Source organism: Lysinibacillus sp. GW821-FHT14F06, assembly GCF_058803665.1.
On record NZ_JBXAPF010000055.1, the window covers coordinates 1 to 17,576 of the forward strand.

Below are 17,576 nucleotides of genomic sequence, written 5' to 3' on the forward strand. Positions count from 1 at the left end.
AGGCTAAAAGCATCACGTCCTGTGATAACGCCTTCGTGACCAACCTCCTGTTGCCCCAAGCGGCTCATCGGACGCCCTCAGGAAAGCACTCAGTCGGAACGTAGATCAACCCCTCGTTTTTAAAAAGGGCTATACTTTTTAATTTGTCACCTTGATTTCATTGACATAATAGTATTTCAACAACATGAAAATGACTGATAATCAGTCATTTTCATCTACAGAATACTTTCGGACGCAATTACACTTCGACGTAATTGATATGCATAAATATCACTTTCTCAGGGAACTTTATGAATGAAAGGATTTGATGATAATGGAAGAGATTAAGTTTGCACAATTAAATCAACAGCAGCTTGAAAAAATTAATGAACTGGAAAAGAAAATTGACGTGACATTAGTCGCGTATGATTCATCTTCAATTCCGTCGCAGGGCTCGGGTGCCTTTGAGACAAATAATAGCACGCATAACAATCATCCATCATAATGAACAAAGAGATCCCTTGCAGCAATGTGAGGTTTTTCTTTTTTATCTCAATTCAACAGATTTTTATTGTGCGAAAGCGAAGCGACAGCAACAGATTTTTATTGTGCGAAAGCGAAGCGACAGCAACAGTAACACACGACTGGGTGACCAACATCTTGTTGGCATAAAACCCTCCGATGGGTGTCATGAATTTTGAAGAAAATAAAGGGAGTGAAATTTAATGATGAAAGAGTTCTATGCCGATTTACATATTCATATTGGACGTACTTTTAATGGACGTGCTGTCAAAATTACGGGCAGTAAAACGTTAACATTAGCAAATATTTTAGAGACTGCTAGTGCAAGAAAGGGGCTAGATATTATTGGGATTATCGATTGTCATTCCCCAGAAGTAATAGAAGAGATGGCATTAATGATAGAACAAGGCTTACTCAAGGAACTGGAACAAGGGGGACTACGCTATCAGAAAACGACCCTGATTCCAGGCAGTGAAATAGAGATTTATGATGAGAATTGCTTAGGACCAATCCATGTACTTGCCTATTTTCCAACACTTAGCCTGATGAGAGAGTTTTCAAATTGGATGTCAAATCATATGAAAAATATCCATTTAAGCTCTCAGCGAATATATTGCGAGGCACGAATGCTACAACAAAAAGTTTGTGAATTAAGGGGGCTTTTTATTCCTGCACATGTATTTACACCATTTAAAAGTCTGTTTGGTAAAGGTGTACAACGAAGTTTAACAGAAGTTTTTGATCCACAGCTTATAGACGCCATTGAACTAGGATTAAGCTCTGATACCTGCATGGTGAGTAATATTAAAGAGCTTCAAGCCTATCCATTTGTCAGTAATTCTGATGCACACTCTCTTGGGAAAATCGCTAGGGAGTATCAAAAATTACGATTATCTGATGCCAATTTTTCTGAATTGAAATTGGCACTGGAAGAGCAGAAAGGGCGAGCAATAACAGCAAATTATGGCCTAAATCCTTTACTTGGTAAATACCATCAAACCGTCTGTGCAAAGTGTGGGGAACAGTTAAGCATTATGACGACTGTCTGCCCTAAATGTAACGGTACTCAAATCATCAAAGGAGTTGCTTTACGTATTCAGGAGTTATCAGAACAGCTTGTCAATAAACGTGATCGACCACCCTATATTCATCAAGTTCCATTAGATTTTATTCCAGGATTAGGGCCAAGAATGATGGATCGATTAGTACATGCCTTTGGTACGGAGATGAATATTTTACATTGCGTCTCACTAGACCAGCTTGAGCAAATTGTTCCACAAAAAATTGCGAAGATGATTGATTTAGCAAGGACAGGTCAATTAGTAATTGAAGTTGGCGGAGGGGGTATTTACGGAAAGATTCAATCTGAATAAAAAGCCAAAAAAATGCATGCTCTTATTTAACCCATTTTTAACCTTCATCTATTAAAATAGTAATCAGTAGATGTTGAAGGAGTGAGAGTATGAAATTTTCAAAGAAATTTCAATTTTTAGCTAGTAGTGTACTAGCATTACAGTTAGTGGTGCCAATAGGTGCAAATGCTGAAGAACAGAGAGATCTTATTGCACCAAGTTGGGTGACTCAGGCAGATTATGTAGCACTAGGGGATTCACTGGCTCATGGCATGAATGAAGTGGGAATTATCGGATTAGGGTATGCCGATTTTGTTGCACAGGCTTTGCAGAAAGAGGGCCTCATTACTTCATATAATAAGGGCTTTGCTTATACAGGTTATACTACGAAAAACGTATTGGAGGATTTACAAAATGATGTCGAGAAGCTGGTGGTTGGCTTTGGCTATCCGAATGAACAGGTAAAGCTTCGTACGTCTATTAAAGAGGCAGAGATTATTACTTTAACGGCAGGCGCTAATGATTTAATACCAATTTTAAAGGAATCTCAAGCTACGGGTATTAATGCAACAGCAATTCTAAAGGCTTCACAAGATGCAGTCACAAATATAACTGCTATTTTAGCAGAAATTAAAAAGCTAAATCCGAACGCACAGGTTTATGTGATGGGCTATTATAATTCCTTCCCGTACTATAGTGAGGATCTACAAAAACAATTTAAACTATTACTAGCTGCAGTAAATACTACAATAAAAACAACTGTTGAAAAGGCAGGAGGCGTATTTGTCCCAACATATGACATTGTGGCAAAGGATGTGCCAAGCTATTTACCAAATCCAGAAAATATACATTTAAGTGAAGCTGGCTATATGGCAGTCGCAAATGAGGCATTTTTACCAGCGATTAAAGCAAGCTCATTATGGGATGTATCAAAAGTGATCGGTACAACTATTCAAAATAGTACAACCGTGCAAGTAAATTGGCAGAAGGCTACTGACAATGTAGGTGTGCAAAGCTACAAAGTTTATGTAAATGGTGAGTTAACAGCTACGCAAAATGCTGAGACAACGACAATTACGTTAGAACATTTAACGGATCATGCATCATATACTGTCGCTGTAAAAGCAGTGGATGCTGCAGGCAATGAAAGCGTACAAAGTCCAACTATAACTTTTTCATTGGGGGAAACTTTAAGCTTTACTGATATAGAGAATCACTGGGCAAAGGATTTTATTCAGAAAATAGCTGAAGTAGGGATTATGAAAGGCTATGTAGATGGAACGTTTAGACCTGAACAGAATGTAACTCGTGCACAGGCTGCTGCTATGCTTGTCAGAAGCTTAGGCTTAACAACACAACAACAGGCGCCATTTACGGATATTTCAGGCTATGATGCAAAAACGCAGTCTGAAATTTCAGCTGCCTATGCAAATGGGCTTATAAAGGGAACAGATGGTAAATTTAACCCTGGCCAGCCAATTACTCGTGCTCAGCTAGCATTAATGATTAACCGAGCCTATGAACTTCAACAAAAGAAGCCATATGTAGTGAAAGGAAATATGCCATTTACGGATATTGCTGTCTACAATGAAGAAACTAAGCGTGCAATTACTATGCTATATGAGCTTGGCATTGTTACAGGCAGTGAAGGCAAATTTTTACCGGAAGCCTCAACAAAGCGTAGCCATGCGGCAAAAATATTTGTTAATTTTAGTGATTTATTTTGATTCAGTAGTATAATTCCACTTCTATAGGTGGCGAGATGAATATCGTTTTTTCCTATCCAGCGAGCCAACAATCGCCCGCTGAATAAAGATAAAGCCCCCACAGCAGTGTGTTTGGAAAAATCCAGACGCAATCATGCTGAGGGGTAATGGATTAAAAAAGTAAAATAACTTATAGAAGGTAGAGGTCGTAACTTGACCTCTACTTTTTGACGTTTTTAGTCATAACCAAGTATAGTTTTTATATATTACTTTTCACACAACTGATAGAAAGTAATTGGGCAAAAGGAGAATGGGATGCTGTCATTTATTTTATCGACGAAGAGATTAATAACTGGATTGTGGAGATCATTTAAGCGTCCACAGTTTCTATCTTTGTTTACAACACTTTTTTTAATCATTCTTTCTGGAACATTGTTTTATAAAGGGACAGAAGGATGGTACTGGCTTGATGCCTTGTATTTTTCGGTGGTTAGTTTAATTCCAACAGGAGTTGAAACAGGACTGTACCCAACTAGTGATTTTTCTAAAATTTTTACAATGATTTATTTAATAGCTGGTACCGGGGTTATGTTCATCATGCTATTAATGGTTGGACGATCAGTAGTCGATTTTACAATTGATGAAGACAAAAAGAAGCAGATAAAAAGACATTTTTAAAATGAACATGAGGTTGGGACAAAAGTAATTCAGCCAACAAAAATACCGAACTATCCAATAAAACGCTTATGAAGTGTTTTAGAATAGTTCGGTTTTTCTATTTATCGTGTTTTGTAAATTTAGAGATTATTCGAATTTATGAAGGAACCATTTAGTTATGTCCTAGCTTCTAACTTTTAGTTATTTACGATAATCTAGCAATAATGCCTTCCTCATCATCTAATACAAGCTCGATACCAGTTGAAAATGGATCACCATGCAGGGCATCTTTAATCCATACACGTAAAGCACCGATCATTGCTGCTGTATTGAATAACTCTATCTGTCCATTTACTTCGACTTCAGCACCAAAGCCAGTATCATCATCGTAGGTTAGCTCTACAAGCACTTCTTCTGGGCGAATATTTTTATAATATGCCTGTGATAAGCAAATAGCATTTATAATATCTTGTTCATTAATTATTTGTGCCATTGTGCTTCCTCTTTACGCTTCTTATCTTTGAACATATTAATAATTTTTACAACAAGCATAATGATAACAGCAATTGCTGCTACGTTAATTAATAAACCTAAAATATTGCCTAATAAACCTAAACCACTAAAGAGACTACCAAATAATAAGCCAGCTAAACCACCTAGCATTAGACCTTTCATAAGACCACCAGAGAAGAAGCCGCCTTTTTTTGTAGTAGTATCTTTTTTGTTTGTTGATGTTGTATTGTTTTTATTTGTTGTTGCATTATTTTGATCTTTAGTTTTATCCTGAGACTTTTGGATATTTGAGCTATTATTATTGTTTGTGAAGCCTTTTTTCCCTGACTTATAGGATTTAGCTTCGGCAGTTGGTGTATCAGAAATAAACATTGTTGCCCCAACAGTGGCAAACATCAGTGTCGCTACAAAAATAGCGGCAAGAATTTTTTTCATTACTTATATTCCTCCAATATAATTTTTAATTTTGTCATAAACTAATTCATACTAGTAATTTTACATGAACGCTCTCAAAAAATAAAATAATCGCTGTCATGAATTTAGGAATAACCACAAATTTGAACAAGAAGTGTCAGTTGAAAGGGTGTAAAGACTATAGAAAGGAGTGAGACGATGATGCAAACAATGGTGCTACTAATGGCAATTTTCCTACTATTATATACGACGGAAAAAAGACGCTTTTCCAATGCAGTAGTACTGGGGTTATTAGGTTTATATATTTTAAGAACAATCATTATTCAATATCCTCTATTGCTACCAGACAATCAGGGAATTGTCTCGGAGATGGGGATCATCATTTTACTGGGTAGTTTTCCAAGTATTATGTTTATTTTATCAATTGCGATGTTTTTTAATAGCAAGGTTTTGCTTGAAAAAGAAGGACGTAAAGTACGTAATTTATTAGTAGCAGTTTTTGGATTGAGTTTTTTTATCATGATGATATGGTATGTATTTGTGATTTTTATGAATACCGAAAATGAGATTTGGCATATACTTTTTTTCTATGCGTTTTTGATTTTTGGTTATACAATGTTTTTATACACAAGTGTAATGGCATATGCAACGATTTATCATTTTACACCTATTCGCTATGAACCAAACTATATTATTGCACTAGGATCAGGACTAATTGGTGATAAAGTACCGCCGCTTTTAGCTAGTCGTTTAGACGAGGCAGTAAGGCAATATAAAAAATATGGTGAGCAACCTTACATTATCGTCTCGGGCGGCCAGGGAACAGATGAAAAAGTATCAGAAGCCTATGCCATGAAAAACTATATTGTTGAAATACATCAAATACCTGCTCAAAAGATAATGATGGAAGATCAATCAATAAATACCGAACAAAATATGGCATTTTCAAAGGCGATTATGGATAGACATACACAAGGTAAAAATTATCGATCTTTATTTGTAACGAATAATTTCCATGTATTCCGTGCCAGTATATATGCCCGAAAGTCAAAGCTTGATGCACAAGGAGTTGGTTCAAAGACTGCCTTTTATTATGTTCCAAATGCTTTTACTCGAGAGTTTATCGGTTTATTAGAGATGTATAAATGGGCTCATATATCTGTTTTTTTATTTATCACATTACTCATAGGATTAATACTAAGAGCGTATGTGTAATCAATTTTAAACTGTCTTCCATATAATATTGGCAAGGCGGTTTTTTTATAATGCAAGGGGGGAAACGAATGTATGGACAATTTTTAGCTGAACGAAATAAAGAGCGAATTGAATCCTTATTGCTGCTCACGCAAACTCAAGGTACATGGTTTGCACAAAATATCAAATTGCTAACATTTGAAGAAGTGCCATTAACAGCATTGCATAAAATGGTGTATCAAGTTGTGCATGGGCTTCTAAAAAAAAATCAACAACGCCATTTACAAATTGTTCATCCAGAGCAGACACAATCAATACAGGAAAATGTCTTAACGCTTTTAGCTGAGTATGATGATTTACTGCGTGAAGCGATTCCACTCCCTATATATATTTTAATTTGGCAAATTTCCTCACTCGAGAAATTAGCCAATTGTATTGAGGTTGTAGACGATGTAATCGATGTATTGGAATGGTATTTTATCAATCAAGATGAGCAGTTTGAAGCATTTGATGAAGAAGATTTAGATCATGAGGTCATTATTGATTTATATAAAGAAGCAATAGAAGAACAAGATGTAGAAGCACAATTCCAGCTTGGGGAATACTATAGTGCTAGCGATAGTTCCTGTTTTCAGCCTGAAAAATCTTTAAAGTGGTTAGAATTAGCCGCATCGCAGGATCATGCTGATGCGCAATATGCACTTGGTAATTTTTATTTTGAAGGCATAGGTGTACAGGAAAATTATTGTAGAGCTTTTTCGTTGTATGAGGCAGCAGCAAACCAAGGTCATCCTGATGCAGCGAATAACTTGGCAGATATGTATTTTAACGGTGAAGGTGTATCAGAAAATATGATACTTGCGAAGAAATGGTTTGACTTCGCTGCCAAGCAAGGTGTTGCAGAAGCAATGTTTACTCTTGGAATTATTTACGAGCAAGGTTTAGGCGTCGATATTGATGAGGAGCACGCATACTTCTATTATAAAAAATCTGCCGAAGCAGGCTATGTTGAAGCTCAATATAGACTTGGAGGAATCTGTTTTGAAGGGCGACTAGGTCAACTGCGAGATGTAAATCGTGGATTATATTGGTATGAAAGAGCTGCAGAGCAATATCATGTTGATGCATTTTATGATTTAGGATTTATTTGGAGTCAAGGTTTAACCGGTATACGTAATATCGAGAAAGGAATTCATTGGTTTAAACAAGCTGCTCTTCAAGGAGATTCAGAGGCAAAATTACAGCTTGGGCATCTTTATAATAATGGAGAGGGTATACCTAGAAATATGAAAGAAGCAATTAAATGGTACGGACTGGCTGCAGAGGCAGGAATAGAAGAGGCGGCTGTTTTGCTGAATGAATTAAAAGGAATGTAAATTTTTCGTAAAAATTTTATAGTCATTTAGTTTCGATTATAACTTCCGTTTTTATGAGTATAAAGAATGGTGTTAGTTGTTTTATTTAGGTATATAATAATACATGAAACTAACGGTAAAAATATTAATATAGTGAAGGGATAATAAAGACAAAGGGAAAATAAACAAAAAATAAGCAAAAGAAACATTAGTTGATGCAATTTAGCTGCCAAAAGATATTGTGGTAGCTTTTTTACTGCATTTAGTCAATAGTTCGGCTATAGGGACTTTTTATACAATTAATGGTAAAAAATGTATACCTTGAAATTGACAGCTATTTATAAAATGTATAAGGTATATGAGTGATTTTGAAAAGAGCAGATCATGCTACGGCAAAATGCTTTTTAGCAACTAAAGAGAAATTAATCTAAGGTACTTATAAACCTATTTTCTTACATTTTGTAATATATATTTTTGTAAACGGAATTGGAATTTCTCAGCTTTGCAAAAGTACACGTGAAAGAGGGAAAATGTGTGATTTTTCAAAAACAGAGAAAGACAGCAATGATAGACCTTCAGCAATATGTTGTAAAAATGGATGTTTCTAATTGCGAGTCAATGGTCAAGCAAATAGAGATGCTAAATTTAACAAAACAGGATTTACAATATTTAAAAGCCTTTCAGCCATTTGTTGTAGACAATATTAATAACATAGTAGATAGATTTTATAGAATGATAGGAACGGAGCATGGTTTAGTAAGTATTATTAATAATCACAGTTCTGTAGAAAAATTAAAAGTCACGCTGGGGCGCCATATAATTGAAATGTTTAATGGCATAATTGATGATGAATTTTATCAGAGACGTACTAATATTGCCAAAGTACATGTTCATATTGGTTTAAGAACACAATGGTATATTTGCGCTTTCCAAGATTTGTCATTATCATTCGTTGGCTTAGTGGAAGAGTACATTCATCATCCTAAAGATCAATTTAATACAATACGGGCCATCTCTAAAATTTCAAACTTTGAGCAGCAATTAGTATTAGAAGCCTTTGAAAATACTGTTGAGCAGCACAAAGAGAATATGGAACGGAAAAAGGAAGCAGTGGAGAAGGAAATCGTAGCGTCTACAGAAAGTCTTGCTTCAATATCCCATGAAACAAATATCTCATTTCATCGAATAAGCAAGCAATCCGATGAAATTAAACAGTTTGCCAAAAACTCACTTTTAGTGTCGGCGATGGCTGAGAAGCAGGCATTAGAGGGGCGAGAACGAATAAAGAGTCAATCACAAAATATGTGTAATATTATTGAGTTGCTGAAGGATATAACTGAGAATATTGAACAGTTGACTGGTATGTCAAAAGAAATGGAATCAATTATGAGTGTTGTTACCACTATTGCCAACCAGACCAATTTGTTAGCTTTAAACGCAGCTATAGAAGCAGCCCGTGCTGGAGAAGCGGGTAAAGGCTTTAATATAGTTGCAGATGAGGTTCGAAAACTATCAATTCAAACAAAAGATTCTGTAACATCAGTAGCCATGTTGTTACAAAAAACAAATGAACGGACAGATAAGTTAACACACTCTCTTAATAATATTCAAGAAGAGGTCATATCTGGCAAGGAAAATATGGTTCAAACAGAAGGGCAATTTACGAAGATATTAGAATCAATGACAGAAGCAAAAGAACAGAATGATAGTATGGAAAAAGAAGTATTAACAATAGCAGAGATTCTTAATGAGCTGGGAGTTGCCTTTGAAGAAGTAACAAATTCAGCCGAGAAATTAGCAAATGTTGCCCAACACTTAAATTAATTCACGGCAAGGATATTTTTATTGGGGCAAACGAAAATCTACAGCCTGTAAACACTATAACAAGCATCAATATGTGTAATTTAATGGTTCGTGAGGTAATATATAGGTTGTGTAATGTAACAAGCAGATGTCCGAGATTGTAAGTTAAAAGTATTTTTTCGTTTCATCATGGAAAGATACATACTTTAGTCATAGAAATGGAGCTATCCTAACCACTGGATAGCTCCATTTTTGCTAAATTTGTAAAGGGTTTAGCGTAATTTTCAATAAAAAGAGTTTATACTAAAGGAAGACAACAAAAATTAGGGGCGGTTAATATGGAAACAGTGGTTGTATTAGGCGGCGGTATTACGGGTTTATGTACGATGCATTATTTGCAGCGTCAAGTGAAGGAGAAAAATTTAGATGTAAAGCTTGTGCTTGTTGAAAAAAATACATATCTAGGGGGTAAGTTACACTCTGATTACGAACAGGGATTCATTATGGAAACAGGGGCAGATTCGATTGTAGCTCGTCATAAAGGTGTTATGGAGCTTGTTGAAGAGCTTAATTTTGAGAAGGATTTGGTATATAACGAAACTGGGATTTCCTATATATACACAAATAATGAGCTCCATGCCATTCCGGCAGATTCGACGTTCGGTATTCCAATGAGCTTACACTCTCTGGAAGAAAGTACACTTGTATCCGAAGAAGGTAAAAAAGTAGCGTTAAGGGATTTGACAATGCCAAATGTGGGCTTTACAAAGGACAGCTCTATTGGAGAATTTTTAACGTATTATTTAGGAGAGGAGCTTGTCCAAAACCAAATAGCGCCAGTACTTGCAGGAGTGTATTCAGGAGATTTACATCAACTATCGATTGCTTCCACTTTACCTTATTTAATTGATTATAAAAATGAGTATGGAAGTATCATTAAAGGTTTTGATGCAAATCGAGAACAATTTGTAAAAGCTGCTAATAAAAAGTTTATTTCGTTTAAAAATGGTTTATCGTCTTTAATTGATCGTCTTGAAGAAATGTTAACTGATGTAGAAATTTTAAAGGGAATTACCACTACTAGTGTCAACAAGCAGGAAAATCACTACCGAGTTACTTTGGCAAATGATACGATCATTGATGCAGATCATGTTGTTTTAGCATTACCTAATGAAGCTGTACAGAGCCTATTAACGGATGAAACATTGAACCGTTATTTTGAACAGTTCAATACTGCCTCAGCCATTACAATTTATTTAGGATTTGATATACCTGATAATAGATTGCCAGCTGATGGAACAGGCTTTATTGTGTCACATAATTCGGATGTAATCTGTAATGCAGCGACATGGACAAGCCGCAAGTGGAAGCATACTTCAGCAAATGAGCAATTACTCGTTCGAATCTTCTATAAAAGCATTAACCCTGTGTATGAGAAATTACTTACGATGACAGATGAAGAATTAACAGTTGTTGCCCTAGAGGATGTAAGAAAAAGCTTGGGGATTGAAGAAAAACCAAATGTCGTAAATGTGAGTAGATGGATTGATCAAATGCCAAAGTATGATTTAGCGCATCGTGAGGCATTACAGGGTTTATTACAAGAGCTCGAAACAAATTATCCGAATTTATCCATTGCGGGCTGCTCTTATTTTGGTGTAGGTATAGGTGCTTGTATTCAAAACGGTAAAAAAATTGGGGAGAATATTGCTGAAAAACTCTCTTAATTGCAGAATATAAGACAAAAAATTATATTTTTCGTTTGAAATATCCTTTGTTACGTGAAATAGTCTTGACTCAAACGTTTGTTAACGATATGATTCTTTTAATTATTTAAAAAATTCATACTAAATTCTTATCAAGAGAAGCTGAGGGACTGGCCCTATGATGCTTCAGCAACCAACTTTTGTCAGGTGCTAAATCCAGAAGACCCTATGGTCAAAGATGAGAAGGAACAACAATTACGAAACGTAAAAGCCTTCTTTGTGTTAAAGAAGGCTTTTTTATTATAGAAAAATAGGAAGAGGGGCTAGTTTTATGGGATTGCTTGAAAAGTTAAAAACGCATGTTCTGACAGCAGATGGTGCAATTGGTACGGTATTATACGGTTATGGCTTGGAGTACTGTCATGAGGAAATGAATGTTCAAAGACCAGAATTAATTGAAAAGATTCATAGAGAGTACATCGCGGCTGGAGCCGATATTATTCAAACAAATACTTATGGAGCGAATGCCATAAAATTAGCACGCTATGGATTAGAATCGCGTGTTCAACAGTTTAATGAAGCTGCTATTACGATTGCAAAGCGAGCTGCTGCAGATGGTGGCCAATTTGTTTTAGGAACTATTGGAGGAATTCGAGGCATCCGAAAAAGCGATGCAACGTTAGAAGAAATTTTATCGACCGTGGAAGAGCAAGCAACTGTCTTACTTGCTGGGAATCCAGATGGACTTTTACTCGAAACCTATTATGATTTTGAAGAATTAACAGCAACATTAAAGATGCTTCGAGCAAAAACCAAGTTGCCAATAATTGCGCAAGTTTCAATGCATGAACCGGGAGTATTGCAAAATGGAAAGAGTTTAAATTACGCTCTACATGAGCTTGAGGCACTTGGCGCTGATATCGTAGGTGTTAACTGTCGTTTAGGTCCATTCCATACGATTCAAGCATTTGAAGGTGTAGAACTTCCTGAAAAGGCATTTATGTCAGCATATCCAAATGCATCTCTTCTAGACTTAGAAGATGGTCGGGTTGTTTATGAGTCTGAGACAGACTATTTTGGTCGAGCAGCCGTAGCACTTCGAGATCAAGGTGTACGTTTAATAGGAGGGTGCTGTGGTACGACGCCAAAGCATATTGCTGCAGCGAAAAAATACTTAGAGGAATTATCTCCGGTAGAAGAAAAATTAGCGAAGCCTGAAAAAGTAGAGATTGTACGTGAGGCAGAACCATCAAGATTTGAGCCTCTGCATTTAAAAGTAAAACGTCAACGCTCGGTTATTGTTGAGTTGGATACACCGAGACATTTAGAAATCGATGGCTTTATTAAAGGTGCTAAAAAATTATATGAAGCAGGCGCAGATGTGGTTATGATGGCAGATAATTCGCTCGCGTCTCCAAGAATAAGTAATGTGGCAATGGGCGCATTGTTGAAAGAAACACATGGGGTACGTCCGTTAACACATATTACATGCCGAGATCGTAATTTAATTGGCCTGCAATCCCATTTAATGGGCTTAAATGCACTAGGGATTCATGATATATTAGCGGTGACTGGAGATCCAACAAAGGTTGGCGATTTCCCAGGGGCAACAAGTGTTTATGACGTATCATCAATGGAGCTGATCCAATTAATCAAACAGTTAAATGAAGGTGTATCATTTTCAGGGAAGCCGCTGCGTCAAAAGGCGAATTTCTCTGTAGCCGCTGCGTTCAATCCGAATGTACGTGTATTAGACCGAGCTGTATCTCGATTAGAAAAGAAAATTGAGCATGGAGCAGATTATTTTATTTCACAACCTGTCTATACAAAGGAAAAAATTATAGAAATTTATGAGGCAACAAAGCATTTAGAAGCACCAATCTATATAGGGATTATGCCAGTAACGAGCTATAAAAGTGCGGAGTTCTTACATCATGAAGTACCAGGCATTAAATTATCTGAAGAAGCCTTAGCACGTATGAAGGCTTGTGGCGAGGATAAGGAGCGCGCAACGCTTGAGGGAATTGCAATTGCTAAGGAATTAGTAGAGGTAGCTGCACAATATTTCAATGGTATTTATCTTATTACACCATTCCTACGCTATGATATGACACTAGAACTAATGAAATTTATTGAGCAATTGGATGAACAAAAAAAAGGGGTAAGTATAAATGGCTAAGCATTTGATTGAAGAGCAACTAGAGAAACGAATTTTAATTCTTGATGGCGCAATGGGGACAATGCTACAGAATGAAAACTTATCAGCTGAGGATTTCGGTGGCGAGGAATATGATGGCTGTAATGAAAATCTTGTACTAACTAGACCGGATGTGCTTGAAAAGGTTCATAGAAAATATTTAGAGGCTGGGGCAGATATTATTTGTACAAATACATTTGGAGGCACTCCTCTTGTATTAAATGAATATGATCTGGGGGCGAAGGCAGAGGAAATCAATAAGCGTGCTGTAGAAATAGCACGTAAGGCAGTGGATGATTTTTCTACCTCTGATTGGCCGCGTTTTGTAGCAGGAGCGATGGGGCCTACTACAAAAACCTTATCAGTGACAGGTGGAATTACCTTTGATGAACTAGAAGAAAACTTCTATGTACAGGCAAAGGCATTAATTGAAGCTGGAGCAGATGTATTATTGCTAGAAACCAGCCAGGATATGCTCAATGTTAAGGCAGGTACTTTAGGAGTATCTCGCGCATTTGAAGTGACTGGCAAAGAGCTGCCTGTGATGATATCAGGAACAATTGAACCGATGGGAACGACACTTGCAGGACAATCCATTGATGCATTCTACATTTCTATCGAGCATATTAAACCACTATCTGTAGGTTTGAACTGTGCGACAGGTCCAGAATTTATGACGGATCATATTCGTTCATTAGCAGAGCTTTCAACGGGGTATATAAGCTGTTACCCAAATGCAGGCTTACCGGACGAGGAGGGCTGCTACCATGAATCACCAGAGTCACTGTCACAAAAGCTAAAAGGCTTTGCTGAAAAGGGATGGTTGAACATTGTAGGAGGCTGCTGTGGAACAACACCAGCACATATTGCTGCCATTCGTGAGGTACTAAAAGAGGAAACACCACGCCAATTACCAGAGACAACACATGGTCATGTAGTGTCAGGTATCGAGCCATTAGTGTATGACGATTCTATGCGTCCATTATTTATTGGAGAACGTACAAATGTAATTGGTTCTCGTAAGTTTAAAAATCTAATTATTGATGGGAAATTTGAGGAAGCCGCAGAAATTGCTCGTGCACAAGTCAAGAATGGTGCCCATGTTATTGATATTTGTTTAGCGAATCCTGATCGCGATGAACTAGCCGATATTCGAGGCTTTATGCAGGAGGTTGTGAAAAAAGTAAAGGTACCTCTTGTTATTGACTCAACTGATGAAAAAGTTATCGAAGAAGCACTTAAATTTTCGCAAGGGAAAGCTATTATCAACTCTATCAATTTAGAGGATGGGGAAGAGCGCTTTGATGCTGTGTTACCTCTTGTGAAAAAATATGGTGCCTCCTTGGTTGTTGGAACGATAGATGAGCAAGGCATGGCGGTTGATCGACAGCGCAAGCTAGAAATTGCTGAACGTTCCTATAACTTGTTAACAGAAAAATGGGGACTTGCACCAGAAGATATAATCTTTGACCCATTAATGTTCCCAGTAGGTACAGGAGATGAGCAATATATTGGCTCTGCTCTAGAAACAATCGAGGGAATTCGACTCATCAAAGAAAAAATGCCACGTACATTAACGGTTCTTGGTGTCAGCAATATCTCATTTGGATTACCGCCTGTTGGTCGTGAGGTATTAAATGCAGTTTATCTCTATCATTGTACACAGGCAGGCTTAGATTATGCCATTGTGAATACTGAAAAACTAGAGCGCTACGCTTCCATTCCAGAAGAGGAAATTAAGCTTGCAAATGATTTATTGTTTAATACGAATGATGAGACACTAGCCGTATTCACTGATTTTTATCGTGATAAAAAGAAAGAAAAAACAGAGGCTGATATTCCTAAAACAGTCGAAGGTCGCTTAGCTTACTATATTTTAGAGGGGACAAAAGAAGGTCTGATTGAGGATCTGGAGGCTGCTCGTGAAATATTTGAAGCACCTCTTGATATTATTAACGGACCATTGATGGCTGGAATGGCTGAGGTCGGTCGATTATTTAATAATAATCAGCTTATCGTTGCGGAAGTATTACAATCTGCTGGTGTTATGAAGGCTGCTGTTGCTCACTTGGAGCAATTTATGGAGAAAAATGAAGAGAGTGCTGGCAAAGGGAAAATGGTGCTCGCAACTGTCAAAGGCGATGTACATGATATTGGAAAAAACCTAGTTGATATTATTTTAAGCAATAACGGCTATAAGGTGGTTGACCTTGGCATAAAAGTCACACCTGCTCAATTAATTGAAGCAGTTCGAAAAGAGAAACCGGACTTTATCGGGCTTTCAGGCTTACTTGTAAAATCAGCACAGCAAATGGTAATTACTGCTCAGGATTTCAAAGAAGCGGGTATTGATGTACCAATTCTAGTAGGTGGAGCAGCATTATCCCGACGTTTTACAGAAACTAAGATTGCGGATGAGTATGATGGACCTGTCATCTATTCAAAGGATGCGATGCAAGGATTAGAGCAGGCAAATCTTTTAATGGGTTCAGAAACACGTGCTGATTTCCTAGCTGAAATTGAGGAGTCCCGTAAAAAACGTTTAGAAGCAGATGAGAAACGAGCAGCTCGCCCTGCAAAAGAAATATCCATAAAACCTGCTCGTACAGTAAAGCAAGCATCTGTATTTTTACCAGCCGATTTAAGACGACATGTGAAGAAGGAATATGCTGTATCGCATTTATATCCTTATGTAAATATGCGTACTTTACTTGGTCACCACTTGGGATTGAAGGGGCAAGTGCAACAATTGCTTGATGCGGGAGATGCAAGAGCAACAGAATTAAAGGATTTAGTGGACGATTATTTAAAAAGGGACTTGTTAAAACCGTCTGGAATGTATCAATTTTTCCCTGCACAGGCAGATGGAGATGATGTAATTGTCTATGATCCAGCTGACAATAAAACAGAAATTGAGCGTTTTACCTTCCCGCGTCAGCAAGTAGAACCATTTTTATGCCTTGCTGATTTCCTAAAAACGGTTGAGAGTGGAGAGATGGACTATATTGCCCTAATGGTTGTTACAGCAGGACAGGGGGTAATGGCAAAGGCACGTGAACTAAAGGAGGATGGGAAATTCCTTGAAAGCCATGCATTACAATCTACAGCACTAGAATTAGCAGAGGGCTTTGCAGAAAGAATGCATCAGGAAATTCGTGACCAATGGGGCTTCCCAGATGCCACAGACTTTACAATGCGTGACCGTTTTGCTGCCAAATATCAAGGACAACGCTTCTCATTCGGCTATCCTGCATGTCCAAATTTAGAAGATCAGGAGAAGTTGTTTGGCTTATTAAAACCGGAGGATATAGGTGTTCATTTAACTGAAGGCTTTATGATGGAACCGGAGGCTTCTGTTTCTGCGATTGTCTTTGCGCATCCAGATGCTCGTTATTTTAATGTGTAATTTTACTTCTTTCAGCAGAAAATCATCGCAAACTGATCTGCATCACGCAGACCTAAGAACAAAATCAATTCTGGACGCAATTATGCCGAAGCATAATTGATAGTAAGAAATTTATGAAATATAAAAGTACAGATTAGCAAGCTGTCATAATTGATTGAAGGATGTGAACATGATGATACGCTTCATGGAGGAAAAAGATATAGCTGAGGTTTTAGACATCTACAACGATATTATTTTAACGAGTAAGGCTGTTTATCGTTACGAAACGCAATCGTTAGAGGAGAAAATACAATGGTTTAAGGACCAACAGGCTTCTGATAATCCTCTCCTTGTCTTCGACGAGAATGGTGTAGTAGCAGGCTTTGCTACATATAGTCAGTTCCGTCCTTATCCTGGTTATAAGCATACGATGGAGCACTCTGTGTATGTGCATAAGGATCATTATCAAAAGGGAATTGCTACTAAGCTAATGTATCAGCTTATTCAAATTGCAGAAGAGCAGGGTGTGAAAACACTTGTAGCAGGTATTGATGGTGAAAATATTGGCAGTATTAAAGCCCATGAAAAATTAGGCTTTGAGTATGCAGGTACAATAAAAAATGCAGGCTATAAATTTGAACAATGGCTGGATTTGGTGTTTTATCAGCTTCATTTATCTGGACCTAAATAAAAGGATATGACAAATGTCATATCCTTTTTCATAGTGTTGAAAAATTAAATAGTCAAGGGACTCTTTGTGAATATTTAGTCAAAATGAAGGTGATTTCCGTTC

General features: G+C 37.1%; 12 protein-coding genes, 2 pseudogenes and 1 riboswitch. Of the genes and pseudogenes, 12 read left to right on the forward strand and 2 right to left on the reverse strand.

Translation table 11 applies throughout. The features are described 5' to 3' along the window. Nucleotides 1–313: 313 nt before the first annotated feature. The 4 genes from AC1RNS_RS25690 (at nucleotide 314) to AC1RNS_RS25705 (ending at nucleotide 4,237) form a co-directional block, all read left to right on the forward strand. Nucleotides 314–484 (forward strand): hypothetical protein, encoded by a 171-nt coding sequence (locus tag AC1RNS_RS25690; protein WP_492996666.1) that lies wholly within the window; start codon nucleotides 314–316, stop codon nucleotides 482–484. A 223-nt stretch (nucleotides 485–707) separates the two neighbouring features. Continuing rightward, the gene (locus tag AC1RNS_RS25695; protein ID WP_492996676.1) at nucleotides 708–1,874 is read left to right on the forward strand and encodes an endonuclease Q family protein; all 1,167 of its coding nucleotides are present in this window, start codon (nucleotides 708–710) and stop codon (nucleotides 1,872–1,874) included. Nucleotides 1,875–1,963: 89 nt separating this feature from the next. Next, entirely contained in the window at nucleotides 1,964–3,580 is a 1,617-nt protein-coding gene (locus AC1RNS_RS25700; protein WP_492996667.1) for an S-layer homology domain-containing protein, read from the forward strand. Nucleotides 3,581–3,874: 294 nt separating this feature from the next. After that, nucleotides 3,875–4,237: an ion channel gene (locus AC1RNS_RS25705; RefSeq protein WP_492996668.1), complete on the forward strand. Its 363-nt coding sequence runs from the start codon at nucleotides 3,875–3,877 to the stop codon at nucleotides 4,235–4,237. 184 nt (nucleotides 4,238–4,421) lie between these two features. Here AC1RNS_RS25705 and AC1RNS_RS25710 read toward each other — a convergent pair whose 3' ends face one another. Next, a complete protein-coding gene (locus AC1RNS_RS25710) occupies nucleotides 4,422–4,709 on the reverse strand; it encodes a DUF2653 family protein (protein WP_492996669.1) in 288 nt (95 codons plus the stop codon). After that, entirely contained in the window at nucleotides 4,697–5,164 is a 468-nt protein-coding gene (locus AC1RNS_RS25715) for a hypothetical protein (RefSeq protein ID WP_492996670.1), read from the reverse strand. The genes AC1RNS_RS25710 and AC1RNS_RS25715 overlap by 13 nt, the downstream gene beginning before the upstream one ends. 177 nt (nucleotides 5,165–5,341) lie before the next feature. Between AC1RNS_RS25715 and AC1RNS_RS25720 the strand changes: the two genes are divergently transcribed. The 8 genes and pseudogenes from AC1RNS_RS25720 (at nucleotide 5,342) to AC1RNS_RS25755 (ending at nucleotide 17,474) form a co-directional block, all read left to right on the forward strand. After that, nucleotides 5,342–6,358 carry a YdcF family protein gene (locus AC1RNS_RS25720; RefSeq protein ID WP_492996671.1) on the forward strand — a complete coding sequence of 339 codons (1,017 nt, stop codon included), beginning with the start codon at nucleotides 5,342–5,344 and terminating at the stop codon, nucleotides 6,356–6,358. Between the two features lie 68 nt (nucleotides 6,359–6,426). Further along, nucleotides 6,427–7,713 (forward strand): SEL1-like repeat protein, encoded by a 1,287-nt coding sequence (locus tag AC1RNS_RS25725; RefSeq protein WP_492996672.1) that lies wholly within the window; start codon nucleotides 6,427–6,429, stop codon nucleotides 7,711–7,713. 597 nt (nucleotides 7,714–8,310) lie between these two features. Next, nucleotides 8,311–8,748: pseudogene (locus tag AC1RNS_RS25730) on the forward strand (protoglobin domain-containing protein); the annotation flags it as partial. Nucleotides 8,749–9,030: 282 nt separating this feature from the next. Beyond that, nucleotides 9,031–9,516, forward strand: a pseudogene (locus tag AC1RNS_RS25735) (methyl-accepting chemotaxis protein); the annotation flags it as partial. A 317-nt stretch (nucleotides 9,517–9,833) separates the two neighbouring features. Then, nucleotides 9,834–11,222 carry a protoporphyrinogen oxidase gene (locus AC1RNS_RS25740; RefSeq protein ID WP_492996673.1) on the forward strand — a complete coding sequence of 463 codons (1,389 nt, stop codon included), beginning with the start codon at nucleotides 9,834–9,836 and terminating at the stop codon, nucleotides 11,220–11,222. Nucleotides 11,223–11,347: 125 nt separating this feature from the next. Then, a riboswitch (SAM riboswitch) is annotated at nucleotides 11,348–11,446 on the forward strand. Between the two features lie 86 nt (nucleotides 11,447–11,532). Beyond that, complete coding sequence (locus AC1RNS_RS25745) at nucleotides 11,533–13,380, forward strand: bifunctional homocysteine S-methyltransferase/methylenetetrahydrofolate reductase (RefSeq protein WP_492996674.1); 1,848 nt, start codon at nucleotides 11,533–11,535, stop codon at nucleotides 13,378–13,380. Then, entirely contained in the window at nucleotides 13,373–16,804 is a 3,432-nt protein-coding gene (metH, locus tag AC1RNS_RS25750; protein WP_492996675.1) for a methionine synthase, read from the forward strand. Before AC1RNS_RS25745 ends, metH begins: the two co-directional genes overlap by 8 nt. Nucleotides 16,805–16,976: 172 nt before the next feature. Then, complete coding sequence (locus AC1RNS_RS25755) at nucleotides 16,977–17,474, forward strand: GNAT family N-acetyltransferase (RefSeq protein ID WP_492996677.1); 498 nt, start codon at nucleotides 16,977–16,979, stop codon at nucleotides 17,472–17,474. Nucleotides 17,475–17,576: the final 102 nt, after the last annotated feature.